The sequence below is a fragment of the Pseudomonas sp. P5_109 genome (genome assembly GCF_034009455.1).
In the GTDB taxonomy this organism is placed as follows: Bacteria; Pseudomonadota; Gammaproteobacteria; order Pseudomonadales; family Pseudomonadaceae; genus Aquipseudomonas.
On sequence record NZ_CP125380.1, the window covers coordinates 3,165,212 to 3,179,406 of the forward strand.

The window sequence follows — 14,195 nt, forward strand, 5'->3', positions numbered from 1 at the left end:
ACCTTTCCCAGTATGCAGCCGGTTATAAATCCGAATTACCCAGGGTTGTCGGTACGGGTTGCCGATGAAGGTTTTGCCGCCTACATCTGGGGCAGTGATTTCAGTTTTGAAGTCGCGGCCTACGGTGCAGCTGAAATCGGCAAGCCGGTCGCACAGTGGCCGGTCACCCCGATCACGCCTTATCGCAAGTGCTACGGCATCGACCCCGAGGAGTTCAGCAGTTTTCGCGACGCCGTCGACAGCGCGATTTTCATGGCCTACCTGGATGACCAGCCCGTGGGGCACCTGGTGGTCAGTACCAACTGGAATGGTTTTGCCCATATCGACGAACTGGCGGTGCATGCGCCAGCCCGACGGCACGGTGTGGCCAAGGCCCTGCTGGATGTGGCGCAATTCTGGAGCCGCAAGAAAAAGCTCCCGGGCATCATGCTCGAAACCCAGAACAACAACCTGGGGGCCTGTCGTCTCTATGAACGCTGCGGTTATGTGATTGGCGGGATCGACCACCTGCGCTATCGCGGCATTGATCCGAACACCGCCGAAGTGGCGCTGTTCTGGTATCGAATGTTCGAAAATCCGCTGGAAAACCCGCTCAGTTCGTCAGCATCGCCGCGGCTTGTTCCGTGATGATGGCCAGCAATGCCTGAACCGCCGGAGAGGGCTCGGTGTTTTTCAGGGACAAGGCGTAGAGACTGATCGGCATGGCGGGCGCCAGCGGGCAGGTGTCCAGCCCCGAGGCTTTGGCGCCGAGGGCGGTGAAGGGGTCGACGATGGCCAGGCCTTCGCCGGCCTCGACCATGCTGCGCATCATCTGATGCGTCTGCACCCGGGTCTGAATCACTGGGGCAGGGCGCAAACCGTGCAGTTTGTTTTCCAGCGCCGGGCTCAGCGGGTCGTGCCCCTCCAGGCCGATCATCGATTGACCGGCCAGATCCTGCAGTGAAATGTATTTCTGCTTGGGTTGCAGCCAGCCATGGGGCGCGAGTAACTGGAGTTTGCCCTGGGCAATCACCTGGCAATCGAGGTCGGCGTGATCGGGGTCGTGCAGGCTCAGCCCCAGGTCGCTTTCACGCAGCAGCAGGCTTCTGACGATGTCGCGGGTCGGCTCGCTCAGCAGTGTGCAAGGCGCGTCGGGCAGGCGTCGGCGCAGGGCCGCGATGCTGTGCGGCAATAATTGGTTGGCCAGCGGCGGGGTGCAGATGATGCGCAGCGGCGGCGCCAGGTATTGCCTCAGGCTGTTGGCCAGGCGCTGTACCGGTTCGAGCGCATCGTAGACCCGGATAATTTCCACCTGCAGTTCCCGCGCTTCGCGGGTGGCCTGCAATCGTCCGCGCACGCTGGCGAACAACATGAAACCCAACTGATCCTCGGCGTCGCGCAGCAAGTGCTCGACTTCGGTCACTGGCAACTGCAGCCATTCGGCGGCGGTACCCAGGTGACCGGTCTGCAGGAGCGCCTGGATCACTTCGATATGGCGTAAGCGCATGCGTGAAGTCCATGTTCAGCAGGAGGAGGGGTCAGTGGTTGAATCCTACCCCAAGTCCGCGCATATGACTTCTGCTCATAACGACCGGTTATGAAACGCTGGCGGTTTGCGGTTCGCGGGTAAGGGTAACGCCGGTTTGCACCAACTGAAATTCATTGTCGTCGAGCTTGTTGACACGGTCGCCAATGGCCAGCTTGTAGGTGGTGACAGGGCCTGAGCCGTCTACCGCCGGGGTGGATTCCTGGAACTCGTGCACCGAATAAATACGGCCTTCCGCGTCTCTTGCATGGAACTGACCGACGAGTACTGCTGCCATCTGCTTAGAACCTCTGGAGATAAATCACTCAATTTGCGGCTCTGTAGACCGTGCTTGGGTGGGGTAAGTTTTCCTACAGGAAAAAAATAGTCAGGGACGCTGTTTTCACTCGCCCGCTGCTTGAATCGTCATCTATAACTACAAGCTCTTCATATCGGACAGTCGAGAAATTCCCATGAGCAACGTCTATACGGTCGCCGTCGTGGTCGGCAGCTTGAGAAAGGAATCGATCAACCGCAAGGTCGCACGGGCCCTGGCAGAACTGGCGCCAGCCAATCTCAAGCTCAACATCGTCGAGATTGGCGATCTTCCGCTCTACAACGAAGACATCGATGGTGCTTCACCGCCGGCAGCCTACAGCACTTTCCGACAACAGGTGAGCTCATCCGACGCGGTGCTGTTCGTAACCCCGGAATACAACCGCTCGGTGCCGGCGCCATTGAAAAATGCGATTGACGTCGGCTCGCGGCCGTATGGCAAAAGTGCGTGGAATGGTAAGCCGGGCGCCATTATCAGCGTATCGCCGGGGGCCGTCGGCGGGTTTGGTGCCAACCACAACCTGCGTCAGTCCATGGTGTTTCTCAATGTGCCACTGATGCAGCAACCGGAAGCCTACCTGGGGAACGCCGGTTCGGCGTTCGACGAGTCGGGTAAATTGTCCGAGTCGGTCAAGCCGTTCCTGCAAAATTTCATCAATGCCTATGGGCAATGGGTCGAGCAGCACAAAAAAGTTTGAAGTTCGTTATCCGGCGCTTCGTTCTACGAAGTGCCGGATAACCGGCTACAAATCATCGTTTCCATTTCCGACAGCCAGGCGGCGGTTTGCTCCGCCGTCGGTTGTGTCGTAATGCAATAGCGGCGACCGCCCCAGGCCATGATGACCCAGGCTTCGATCGTCGGTGCGGATGGCTGCATCGGCACATCGCCGCACGCAGCCAAGGCTTCCCGCCATTTTTGCGACAGTTCCTCGTACACCCTTCGATGATGCTTGGGCTCGGCGATCTGATGCTCGATGAGCGACACGGCATGGTTGAACAGGGGTTGTCGGGCATCGTCGGGGTCGCAGGTCAGGCGCACCAGGCGCTTGATGCGCGTCGGCCAGTCGAGGTCGTTTGCCTGGATGACGTCTTGATCCATTTGCGCCAGCAGTACATTCAGGCGATGCCGGATGTAACCCGACAGCAGGGCTTCCTTGCTTGGGAAATAGTCATACAGCGTGCCAATCGCCACGCCGGCTTCCAATGCCACTTCCCGGGTAGTCAGTCGCGACCAGCCGTCACGCAGCCAAATCCGAACAAAAGCCTCGTAAATCGCCTCGACGGTGAAAATCGCCCGGGCCTGACTCGGCCGTTTCAGCGGCTTGGCGCGGGAATTGAGGGCGGGCGAACTGCCCTTGGTGTTTCCGAACCCGCTCTTCATCGGCTGTCCTTACTCTTGAGTGACCCGCCACTGAGTCGCAGCAGGAGATCGAACATGCAAGATTTCACCACGGTAACACGCCTGATTACCCGTAAAAATGCCTTGGACCAGAGCCGGATTGAGCAGGAGTTACGTAGCCTCGCCCCGGCTGCCGGCGAGGTGATTTTGAAGATCGACCGTTGCGCATTGACCACCAACAACATTACTTACGCGGCTTTTGGCGATTCGATGAATTACTGGGGTTTCTTTCCTACAGGCCTGGAGGATTGGGGCCACGTTCCAGCCTGGGGATTTGCCGACGTCATTGCATCAAAGGTGGAAGGCATCGAGGTGGGTGAGCGTTTCTACGGTTACTTTCCGCTGGCCAGCCACCTGTGGATGCGTCCGGAGCGGGTCACCGAACGTGGCTTTTACGATGGAGCCGAGCACCGGTCGGGGTTGACCTCGGCGTACAACCAGTACACACGCTGCAGTTGGGATACGTACTACCGCCCTGAAACCGAAAACCTGCAGATTCTGCTCAAACCGCTGTTTCTGACCTCGTCGATGCTGGCGGATTTCCTCCAGGACAATCAGTTCTTTGGCGCAACCCGGTTGGTGTTTTCCAGTGCGTCGAGTAAAACCGCCTACGGCACGGCCGTCTGCCTGGAGAGTTACCCGCAACTGGAACGGATTGCCCTGACCTCGGCCGCCAACAAAGCCTTTGTCGAAACCCTCGGTTGTTACGAGCGGGCAGTGTCCTACGAGGAGCTGACGAGTCTTGGGAATGATCGTCCTACGTTGTATGTGGATTTTTCTGGTGACCTCAAGTTGCGGGATCAGGTGCATCAGCACTTTGCCCGACAGCTGGTCTACAGTTGCTTCGCCGGTTCAGCGCAAAGCACGAACGAGGCGCAACTGACGGCCATTGAAGGGCCTCAACCGGTGTTTTTCTTTGCGCCCATCCAGATCCGCAAGCGTAACGCCGAGTGGGGGCCGGAAGGGGTCAGCGAGCATATCGGCAAAGGGTTGCTGCGGTTTTTTCAGCAAGTGACGGCTGTGAAGAAGCCGTTGTTGGAAGTGGTGGAGAGCCAGGGGTATGAGGCGGCGCAAGATGTCATTTCCCGGTTGTTTCATGGGCAGGTGGCGCCGGTAGAGGGGCATGTGATCCGGTTGTGAACGGGGCAGTCCTTGTGCAGCCGGGGTTCCCCGGATAGACCGTGGTGGCTTCTTCGCGAGCAAACCCGCTCCCACATTGTCCGAGTGAACACTGAAGATCTTTTGTGGGAGCGGGCTTGCCCGCGAAGGGGGCGGTTCAGGCAATACAAGGCTCAACCCTGTCCCGGCACATTCGGCCAAAGATCGGCCACCAGAAACAGCCGTTCGGCCTCTTCCCAGTCGCCATTGGCGTTTTCCGTCAGGCGTACCAGCAGTTGTGCCGGCGCCAGTGGGTCCAGGTCATTGAGCCATGCCAGCATCTGTCCGGGGTTCCAGGTGTGCTCCGCCGAATAGTGCGCCGGCGCCAGCCAGGCATGGCGGGGCAAGGGTTGCCAGCGACCGGGCGCGCTCTGGGCAACCAACGCCGGCCAATCCTTTTGATGGAGCCAGCGCCCGCGCAAATGCTGCGGATGGGCTCCCGACGGCGGGACGGCCTGGCCGGGCCACGGATACAGCAAATACCCGCCCAGCCACAAATGCGCGCTGAACACCTGGATATCCAGCGCCGCCAGCACTTCACGGCTCTCGGGGCGTGCAGAAATCGGCAACTGATGCTGGCACAGGTGCGCCAGTTTGCGGTCGAGCCGGTCGTGGCACCCCGGACCCAGCCACTGGGCCGTGTCATGCCCGTCGCCGGATTGCGGGCCGAGGTAGAGCTTGATCGCCAGCTCCAGGTGATGCACGCCATCACGGTCGCGCAGCAGCATGTCCAGTTCACCCAGGGTGTGGCCCTCGCGGCGAATCGGCATGTTGGCGGCAATCAGTTCAATGCCCGGTGCATGCTGTACGGCGAATTGCCAGAGGCGTTCGTAATACAAACCCAGGCGCCGAGTCCGGGCCTGAGCCAGCCAGTGCAACAAGCCATAGCTGTCCCGGTCCAGCTGGCGCAGCCAATGCTCCAGCCGTTGCGGCTCCTGCACCCAGTCGCTGCCGGCCAGCGGGTGGCGCTGCGGCCACGGGGTATCTTCCAGCATGGGCGGCGCGAGGATGACCCACGCCAGGTCACGCACTTCGGGATGGCGTAACTGGTGGGGCAGGTGGAGCAAATCGGGAAATAGCATCATCTTGCGAGCATAGCCCGAAACCCGGGCACACCCTTGAAGCTGAAAGGATTTTGTCTACGGGCGGCTTTCGCCCATAATCGTGTTTTTCGCTGCCACACAGATCCCCGCAGGAGCCCCATGGAGCAATTTCGCAATATCGGCATCATCGGTCGCCTGGGCAGTTCCCAGGTGCTGGATACCGTCCGCCGACTGAAACGGTTTCTGCTCGATCGTCACCTGCACGTGATCCTCGAAGACACCATCGCCGAAGTGCTGCCAGGGCACGGCCTGCAAACCTCGTCGCGCAAGATGCTCGGCGAAGTCTGCGACATGGTCATCGTCGTCGGTGGTGACGGCAGCCTGCTCGGTGCCGCCCGGGCGCTGGCCAGGCACAACATTCCGGTGCTCGGCATCAACCGTGGCAGCCTGGGTTTCCTCACCGACATCCGTCCCGACGAGCTGGAAACCAAGGTCGCCGAAGTGCTGGATGGCCACTATCTGGTGGAAAACCGCTTCCTCTTGCAGGCCGAAGTCCGTCGCCATGGCGAGGCCATCGGCCAGGGCGATGCCTTGAACGATGTGGTGCTGCACCCCGGCAAATCCACGCGAATGATCGAGTTCGAGCTGTACATCGACGGCCAGTTCGTCTGCAGCCAGAAGGCCGACGGCCTGATCGTCGCGACGCCGACCGGCTCCACCGCCTATGCGCTGTCTGCCGGCGGGCCGATCATGCATCCCAAGCTCGACGCTATTGTGATTGTGCCGATGTACCCCCATACCTTGTCGGGCAGGCCGATTGTGGTCGATGGCAACAGTGAGCTGAAAATCGTCGTGTCCAAGGATATGCAGATTTACCCGCAAGTCTCGTGTGACGGGCAGAACCACTTTACCTGCGCGCCCGGCGACACCATTACCGTGAGCAAGAAAGCCCAGAAGTTGCGGCTGATTCACCCGCTCGACCACAACTACTATGAAGTCTGCCGGACCAAGCTCGGCTGGGGCAGCAAGTTGGGGGGTGGAGGCGACTGATGCTAGATCCCGCGCGTAGCTACGACCTGATCGGTGACGTGCATGGTTGCGCTCTGACCCTGGAGCACTTGCTCGACCGACTTGGTTATCACAAACAGGGTGGCGTCTGGCGGCATGCCTCGCGCATGGCGGTGTTCGTCGGCGATATCATCGACCGCGGCCCGCGGATTCGCGAGGCACTGCATATTGTCCACGACATGGTCGAGGCCGGTCAGGCGCTGTGCATCATGGGCAATCACGAGTTCAATGCTCTGGGCTGGAGCACGCCGGCGCTGCCCGGCAGCGGCAAGCAGTTCGTGCGCGAGCACACGCCGCGCCATGCCCGCCTGCTGCACGAAACCCTGACCCAGTTCGAACACCATCCGGGCGACTGGCATGACTTCCAGCAATGGTTCTATGAGTTGCCGTTGTTCGTCGATGCCGGGCGTTTTCGCGTGGTCCACGCCTGTTGGGATGCCGGGTTGATCGAGCCGCTGCGGGCGTTGTTCCCCAACGGTTGCATAGACGAGCCTTTTCTTCAGGCGTCGGCAGAATCGGGTTCGTTTGCCTGCACCGTGTTCGACCGGCTGCTGCGCGGCACGGACATGCGCTTGCCCCACGGCCTGACCATGACCAGCGGCGATGGCCTGGTGCGTTCGTTCTTCCGCACCAAGTTCTGGGAAGACGATCCGAAAACCTACGGCGACATCGTGTTCCAGCCCGATGCACTGCCGGAACCGGTGGCCCTGACGCCGCTGTCGTCCACCGAAAAGAACAGCTTGCTGCGCTATGGTATCGACGAACCGCTGTTGTTCGTCGGCCATTACTGGCGCAGCGGCAAGCCGGCACCGATTCGGCCGAACCTGGCCTGCCTGGATTACAGCGCGGTGCTGTACGGCAAACTGGTTGCCTACCGACTGGACCAGGAAACCCGCCTGGACCCGAATAAATTCGTCTGGGTCGATGTCGAGCGGCCGGAGGTGCTGCAATGAGTGCTGTAGCGGTATTACGTCTGCCATTGGCGGTGGACTTGAGCGGGTTCGTCACGCTGCTCAAACGCATGCAGGTGCCCCATCGCGTCAGTGAAGAGTCTGGCGAGCAGGTGCTGTGGGTGCCGCAGAACATCAGCGAAGACGTGCGTGCGCTGTACGAACGTTTTCCGGCGGGCGACCCCGATCAGCAGCTGGACATTCCGCTGGCGCAAACCGTCAAGCGTCCGGGATTCGTCGAGCAGTTGAAATACGCCAAGGCCACTGCGCTGGTATTGCTGCTGAGCATCATCGTCGGGGCGATCACGCTGCTGGGCGACAACCTTGAAACGATGCGCTGGCTGACCTTCCTCGAATTCCGCGTGGTTGGCGAATACATCCACTTCACACCGTTGGCCGACAGCCTGGCGGCGGGGCAGTGGTGGCGCCTGTTTACGCCGATGCTGATCCATTTCGGCATCCTGCACCTGGCGATGAACGGCATGTGGTACTGGGAGCTGGGGCGGCGTATCGAGTCGCGCCAGGGCAGTATCAACCTGATCGGCCTGACCCTGCTGTTCAGCCTGGTGTCAAACTACGCCCAGTACTATTTCAGCGGTCCGACCTTGTTCGGCGGTTTGTCCGGCGTACTGTACGGCCTGCTCGGGCATTGCTGGATCTTCCAGCTGCTGGCGCCGAACCCGGCTTATCGCCTGCCGCGAGGTGTGCTGGTGATGATGCTGGTGTGGTTGCTGCTGTGCCTGTCCGGGCTGGTCTCGATGATCGGCTTCGGCGAAATCGCCAACGCGGCCCATGTCAGCGGGTTACTCATCGGATGCTTCACCGGTTTGTTGGGTGGTTTGTATAACCGCCGTAAACTGGCCGCCTAATTCAAGAACATGCAATAAAGAAACGGAGACCCAATGTCCTCTTTCAACGAAATGATCCAGAACATCACTCCTGATATCTACGAGAGCCTGAAACTGGCCGTGGAAATCGGCAAATGGTCCGACGGTGGCAAACTCACCGCCGAACAACGTGAACTGTCGCTGCAGGCGATGATCGCCTGGGAAATCCAGAACCTGCCCGAGGACCAGCGTACCGGCTACATGGGCCCACAGGAATGCAGCTCCAAGTCGATTCAAGTGCCTAATATCCTGTTCAAGTCGGATGCCATCCATTGATCGAGATTGGCCGCGGTGCAATCAGCAAAATGTCGGCGCGCCTTGACGGGCCGAACGTGCAATACGCTTTCCGTCTGGGCGAAACCGAGGTCCCGGTCAATCCGTTGATCGGCACCACGGTGCGTCTCGAATACCTGGGTGCGATCCACTGCATCCATTGCGGACGCAAGACCAAGACCAGTTTCAGCCAGGGTTACTGCTACCCGTGCATGACCAAGCTGGCCCAGTGCGACGTGTGCATCATGAGTCCGGAGCGCTGCCACTTCGACGCCGGCACCTGCCGCGAGCCCGAGTGGGGCGAGAAGTTCTGCATGACCGATCACGTGGTGTACCTGGCCAATTCGTCGGGGGTGAAAGTCGGGATTACCCGTGCCACCCAGTTGCCGACCCGCTGGCTCGACCAGGGTGCGAGCCAGGCGTTGCCGATCATGCGCGTATCGACCCGGCAACAGTCAGGTTTCGTCGAGGATCTGTTTCGCAGCCAGGTGGCCGACAAGACCAACTGGCGTGCTTTACTCAAGGGCGATGCGGTGGCCGTGAACCTGGCCGAGGTCCGCGATCAATTGTTCGACCGCTGTGCCGAAGGCTTGCAAGGGTTGCAGGAACGCTTCGGCTTGCAGGCGATCCAGGCGGTGACCGATGTCGAACCGCTGGAAGTCCGCTACCCGGTCGAGCAGTACCCGGCGAAGATCGTCAGCTTCAACCTGGACAAGAACCCGATTGCCGAAGGCACGCTGATGGGGGTCAAGGGCCAATACCTGATCTTCGATACCGGCGTGATCAACATTCGTAAATACACGGCTTACCAGCTCGCCGTGCATCAGTAAGGACTCCAGCATGCGCACCGAACAACCGAAGATGATTTACCTCAAGGACTATCAGGCGCCCGAGTACCTGATCGACGAAACACACCTGACCTTCGAGTTGTACGAGGACCACAGCCTGGTCCATGCGCAACTGGTGATGCGCCGCAACCCCGAGCGCGGCCCGGGCCTGCCGCCGCTGGTGCTGGACGGCCAGCAGCTGGAACTGCTGTCGGTGACCCTGGCCGACCAGGCGCTTTCTGATGCGCAATACCAACTGACCGAAAATCACCTGACCCTGCACCCGACCAGCACCACCTTCACGGTCGATACCAGCGTCAGGATCCACCCGGAAACCAACACCGCGCTGGAAGGCCTGTACAAGTCCGGCACGATGTTCTGCACCCAGTGCGAAGCCGAAGGCTTCCGCAAGATCACTTATTACCTCGACCGCCCGGACGTGATGAGCACGTTCACCACCACGGTCGTCGCCGAGCAGCACAGCTATCCGGTGCTGCTGTCCAACGGCAACCCGATTGCCTCCGGTCCCGGTGAAGACGGCCGGCATTGGGCGACCTGGGAAGACCCGTTCAAGAAACCGGCGTACCTGTTTGCGCTGGTGGCCGGTGACCTGTGGGCCGTCGAAGACAGCTTCACCACCATGAGCGAGCGCAACGTGGCGTTGCGCATTTACGTCGAGCCGGAAAACATCGACAAGTGCCAGCACGCCATGAACAGCCTGAAGAAGTCCATGCGCTGGGACGAAGAGGTCTACGGTCGCGAGTACGACCTGGACATCTTCATGATCGTCGCCGTGAATGACTTCAACATGGGCGCCATGGAAAACAAGGGCCTCAACATCTTCAACTCCAGCGCCGTGCTGGCCAAGGCGGAAACCGCCACTGACGCCGCGCACCAGCGGGTCGAGGCGATCGTCGCCCACGAGTACTTCCACAACTGGTCGGGCAACCGCGTGACCTGCCGCGACTGGTTCCAGTTGTCGCTCAAGGAAGGCTTCACCGTGTTCCGCGATGCCGGCTTCTCTTCGGACATGAACTCGGCCACGGTCAAGCGCATCCAGGACGTGGCGTACCTGCGTACCCACCAGTTCGCCGAAGACGCAGGTCCGATGGCCCACGCCGTGCGCCCGGACAGCTTCATCGAGATTTCCAACTTCTACACCCTGACGGTGTACGAAAAGGGCTCGGAAGTGGTCGGCATGATTCACACCTTGCTTGGCGCCGAAGGCTTCCGCAAAGGCAGCGACCTGTACTTCGCACGCCACGACGGCCAGGCCGTGACCTGCGATGACTTCATCAAGGCCATGGAAGACGCCAATGGCGTTGACCTGACCCAGTTCAAACGCTGGTACAGCCAGGCGGGTACACCGCGCCTGGCGGTGAGCGAGTCTTACGACTCAGCGGCGAAAACCTACAGCCTGACCTTCCGCCAGAGCTGCCCGGAAACCCCGGACAAGGTGCAAAAACTGCCGTTCGTGATCCCGGTCGAATTGGGCCTGCTGGATTCCAAAGGGGCGGCGATTGCCCTGCGTCTGTCCGGTGAAGCCTCGGCGCAAGGCACCTCGCGGGTCATTTCCGTGACCGAAGCCGAGCAGACCTTCACCTTCGTCGACATCGCCGAACAGCCGCTGCCGTCGTTGTTGCGTGGCTTCTCGGCACCGGTGAAATTGAGCTTTCCGTACAACCGCGACCAGTTGATGTTCCTGATGCAGCACGACAGCGACGGCTTCAACCGCTGGGATGCCGGCCAGCAACTGTCGGTGCAGGTGCTGCAAGAGTTGATCGGCCAGCAGCAGAAAGGCGAAGCACTGGTGCTCGATCAGCGTCTGGTGTCGGCGCTGCGCACGGTGCTGTCGGACGAGTCGCTGGACCAGGCCATGGTCGCCGAAATGCTCTCGCTGCCAAGCGAGGCGTACCTGACCGAGATCAGCGAAGTGGCGGATGTCGACGCCATTCACACCGCCCGCGAGTTTGCCCGCAAGCAACTGGCTGACGCGTTGTTCGAAGGCCTGTGGCTGCGGTATCAGGCCAATCGCGAGCTGTCGAAGCAAACGCCGTACGTGGCCGAAGCCGAACACTTTGCCCGTCGTGCCTTGCAGAACATCGCGCTGTCGTACCTGATGCTCAGCGGCAAGCCGCAAGTTCTGGCGGCAACCCTGGAGCAGTTCGACGCGTGCGACAACATGACCGAGCGCCTGACCGCGCTCGCCGTGTTGGTCAATTCGCCGTTCGAAGCCGAGAAGGCCAAGGCACTGGCCAGCTTCGCCGAGCACTTCAAGGACAACCCGCTGGTCATGGATCAGTGGTTCAGCGTCCAGGCCGGCAGCGTGTTGCCCGGTGGCCTGGCACGGACCAAGGCGTTGATGCAGCACCCTGCGTTCAACATCAAGAACCCGAACAAGGTGCGGGCACTGGTCGGTGCGTTCGCCGGGCAGAACCTGATCAACTTCCACGCCGCTGACGGTTCCGGTTATCGCTTCCTGGCTGATCTGGTGATCGAGCTGAACGGCTTCAACCCGCAGATTGCCTCTCGCCAGTTGGCGCCGCTGACTCGCTGGCGCAAGTATGACGATGCCCGCCAGGCGTTGATGAAGGGGGAGTTGGAACGGATTCGGGCTTCGGGGCAGCTGTCTAGCGATGTGTTTGAAGTGGTCAGCAAAAGCCTGGCCTGATCCTGATGCCGCGCAGTGTCACTCACTGCGCGGCGAACAGGTTATGGCAGCAGGAAAAACTTCGTGGCCAGTTCCTTGTCGATGTGGCCGCGATAGATGTCGACTTTCATGTTAGGGTTTTGTGCCTTGGCCAGTGCCGTGGCATTGGTTTCGAAGCGCTGCTCCTTGGTTTTCAGGCTGGCGGCGGTGTAATCGGCCTTGGCATCATTTAATGCCTTGTAATGAAAGTGTGCATACCACACCGGCTGATTGTTACGGTTCAACAGGACGTATTCCTGCAAAAAGTCTTGGCGTCCGGTTTTCAGTTGTTTGCGTTCGCCGGATTTTTGCGGCTGAATTTCCTTGCTACTCAACAAATACTCCACGGCTTCGCTGGTAGGGGCTTGGGCCAGGGATATTTGGATGCGTAGCTGCGTTGCCTTGTCGCTGATTGTTTGCGCCTCGACGTGTAGGGCTTTGACGAGGTCGGCATCCGTCTGCGAGTTTGACGGTGCGTTTGCATGGTTTTCCAGGCGGTCCGCATAGTTGATCAGATCCTGTGCCGTGTTCTGCAAGCACTCTTCGACTCCCTTTGGCTCGCTCGTCCTTTTGGCGTGGCCCTCGAATTTCTGCATCAGTTCAGCGATTTTTGCCAATGCCTTTCGAGCGTCGCCCTTGAGTTGCAGGTAGGGAGTGACTCGCGCTTTCGGTGCGGGTGTTCTGGTTTCAACGATTTCTACCCAGGCATTGCGTTCGTGTTCGTGAAAGGAGGCCAGTGATCGGTCGTCTACAGGGCTTTTGATGTCGACAATGTCACCGCCCTGATTGGCAACTCGCGGCCGAACGTCACCGATCAGTGCGCCTTTGTCAGTGTGGATGATTCGCTTGCGGGAGGGCGATGAAGAGGCGCGGTTGGTTGGAGGTTGGTCCACTGTCGATTTCGCGGAGGACTTTTCAGAGTCCGCTAGGTTCTGCAGCTCATCAGTCAGACGGCGCTCGGCATCATCGTGCAATTGCTCGACGATTTCACACAGGCGGTTGAACGGAACTTTGTGCAATTCATCGGCGCGGAAGATGCCAATACTGGTGAACTGGAGCAATGCTTTGCCGTAGTGTTTGACCAGGCTATCCAGCACGGCGATACGATCGCCGCTTTCAAAGTGCTTTGAGGCTTGAAGCTCAATATGGGACTCGGACACCAACAGCAGAGAGTTAATAGCGCTGCCCAGTGCCTCCGACGTGTCGCTGAAAGGTTCCTTTGCACTGAGGAGTGGCAAAGTGGCCAGTTGCCTGAACGTGGAATCCAGCACGGCCACTGCATTATCGGGCCTGTCGCTGGTTAATTTTTTTAAGTCATTGGCCCCCTGGTGCGCCATCTTTTTAAGTTGGTCAAGCCAGCTCCCCACATCAGTATGGAGTTTGATCATAGTCTCGTAGATTTTGGAACTCTCGCCCATGAATTTCAAAACATCATCGAGTACGACAGTCCCTTCGGTTTGCAGGGCTATGCTGATCTGCTCCGCATTAGTTCTGGAAGGGGGGCACTTGCTTATAACGGCGTTGGCATCCTTGCTCCTTATGCCGATTTGCGCGCGAGCATTGTTGACGAGAGTCACCAGCAGGTTGCACTGTCGTCGAATAGCACCAGAATCACCCTCCAAGGTAATCAATTCCATGGTCTCGGGCAGCAGCGTAAGAAGACTTGTGTTTTGAGTGGCCAGTGCGGCGAAGTAACGTTGCCTGCACTTAGCCCGTACTTCTTCGGAGCATGACGGGTCCTTATTTTTGTTCTGCATGTCTGCGTACGTGCTATCAACCTTTTTTTGCGTTTGTATCAGTTGCACCGCCTCGAACTTCTTGTAATTACGATTTAGCTCTGCGATGCGCTGCTGCTTTTGCTCCCTCATCGCGGCAACTGTCATCTTGCGGACACCCCCCTGCGGCTTCAGTTTCGCCGATTGCTCGGGCGACTCTAAATTCGCTTGTCCCTGGCGAGCGGATTTCAACGCTTTTGCAATGGGTGTGTGGCTTTTTGGAGGGCTATCGTTTGCGGGATGGGTGGTGGATACGGAGCTTGCGCCGCTTGCGGATCGAATCATT

14 protein-coding genes are annotated in these 14,195 nt (G+C 59.5%); 9 read left to right on the forward strand and 5 right to left on the reverse strand.

Going from position 1 to position 14,195, the window contains the following annotated elements:
• Positions 1–12 precede the first annotated feature (12 nt).
• Positions 13–627 (forward strand): GNAT family N-acetyltransferase, encoded by a 615-nt coding sequence (locus QMK54_RS14410; RefSeq protein WP_223591967.1) that lies wholly within the window; start codon positions 13–15, stop codon positions 625–627.
• Here the strand turns inward: QMK54_RS14410 and QMK54_RS14415 are convergent.
• Both QMK54_RS14415 and QMK54_RS14420 read right to left on the reverse strand, forming a co-directional pair.
• A complete protein-coding gene (locus QMK54_RS14415) occupies positions 593–1,486 on the reverse strand; it encodes a LysR family transcriptional regulator (protein WP_320402771.1) in 894 nt (297 codons plus the stop codon). The genes QMK54_RS14410 and QMK54_RS14415 overlap by 35 nt on opposite strands.
• An 88-nt stretch (positions 1,487–1,574) precedes the next feature.
• Positions 1,575–1,802, reverse strand: a complete 228-nt coding sequence (locus QMK54_RS14420) for a hypothetical protein (RefSeq protein ID WP_110658772.1) — start codon at positions 1,800–1,802, stop codon at positions 1,575–1,577.
• Between the two features lie 175 nt (positions 1,803–1,977).
• Here QMK54_RS14420 and QMK54_RS14425 point away from each other — a divergent pair, with 175 nt between their 5' ends.
• Positions 1,978–2,538 carry an NADPH-dependent FMN reductase gene (locus QMK54_RS14425; protein WP_110658770.1) on the forward strand — a complete coding sequence of 187 codons (561 nt, stop codon included), beginning with the start codon at positions 1,978–1,980 and terminating at the stop codon, positions 2,536–2,538.
• Positions 2,539–2,561: 23 nt separating this feature from the next.
• Here the strand turns inward: QMK54_RS14425 and QMK54_RS14430 are convergent, their stop codons facing one another.
• Positions 2,562–3,221 carry a TetR/AcrR family transcriptional regulator gene (locus QMK54_RS14430; protein WP_223591985.1) on the reverse strand — a complete coding sequence of 220 codons (660 nt, stop codon included), beginning with the start codon at positions 3,219–3,221 and terminating at the stop codon, positions 2,562–2,564.
• Between the two features lie 54 nt (positions 3,222–3,275).
• Between QMK54_RS14430 and QMK54_RS14435 the strand changes: the two genes are divergently transcribed.
• Positions 3,276–4,379: a DUF2855 family protein gene (locus QMK54_RS14435; protein ID WP_320402772.1), complete on the forward strand. Its 1,104-nt coding sequence runs from the start codon at positions 3,276–3,278 to the stop codon at positions 4,377–4,379.
• Positions 4,380–4,531: 152 nt separating this feature from the next.
• Here the strand turns inward: QMK54_RS14435 and QMK54_RS14440 are convergent, their stop codons facing one another.
• The gene (locus QMK54_RS14440; RefSeq protein ID WP_320402773.1) at positions 4,532–5,482 is read right to left on the reverse strand and encodes a DUF1853 family protein; all 951 of its coding nucleotides are present in this window, start codon (positions 5,480–5,482) and stop codon (positions 4,532–4,534) included.
• Positions 5,483–5,599: 117 nt separating this feature from the next.
• Between QMK54_RS14440 and QMK54_RS14445 the strand changes: the two genes are divergently transcribed.
• Genes QMK54_RS14445 through pepN form a run of 6 tightly spaced genes read left to right on the forward strand, consistent with a single transcriptional unit; the run spans position 5,600 to position 12,116 of the window.
• Positions 5,600–6,490: an NAD(+) kinase gene (locus QMK54_RS14445; RefSeq protein ID WP_057398469.1), complete on the forward strand. Its 891-nt coding sequence runs from the start codon at positions 5,600–5,602 to the stop codon at positions 6,488–6,490.
• On the forward strand, positions 6,487–7,461 hold the full coding sequence (locus QMK54_RS14450; RefSeq protein ID WP_411740850.1) for a metallophosphoesterase: 975 nt from the start codon (positions 6,487–6,489) through the stop codon (positions 7,459–7,461). The genes QMK54_RS14445 and QMK54_RS14450 overlap by 4 nt, the downstream gene beginning before the upstream one ends.
• The gene (locus QMK54_RS14455; RefSeq protein WP_320402774.1) at positions 7,458–8,327 is read left to right on the forward strand and encodes a rhomboid family intramembrane serine protease; all 870 of its coding nucleotides are present in this window, start codon (positions 7,458–7,460) and stop codon (positions 8,325–8,327) included. The genes QMK54_RS14450 and QMK54_RS14455 overlap by 4 nt, the downstream gene beginning before the upstream one ends.
• Positions 8,328–8,360: 33 nt before the next feature.
• Entirely contained in the window at positions 8,361–8,621 is a 261-nt protein-coding gene (locus tag QMK54_RS14460; protein ID WP_110658758.1) for a YeaC family protein, read from the forward strand.
• Positions 8,618–9,448 (forward strand): DUF2797 domain-containing protein, encoded by an 831-nt coding sequence (locus QMK54_RS14465; protein WP_320402775.1) that lies wholly within the window; start codon positions 8,618–8,620, stop codon positions 9,446–9,448. Before QMK54_RS14460 ends, QMK54_RS14465 begins: the two co-directional genes overlap by 4 nt.
• Before the next feature lie 10 nt (positions 9,449–9,458).
• On the forward strand, positions 9,459–12,116 hold the full coding sequence (gene pepN, locus QMK54_RS14470; protein ID WP_320402776.1) for an aminopeptidase N: 2,658 nt from the start codon (positions 9,459–9,461) through the stop codon (positions 12,114–12,116).
• A gap of 41 nt (positions 12,117–12,157) precedes the next feature.
• Here the strand turns inward: pepN and QMK54_RS14475 are convergent, their stop codons facing one another.
• Positions 12,158–14,194, reverse strand: a complete 2,037-nt coding sequence (locus QMK54_RS14475; RefSeq protein WP_223591996.1) for a hypothetical protein — start codon at positions 14,192–14,194, stop codon at positions 12,158–12,160.
• Position 14,195: the final 1 nt, after the last annotated feature.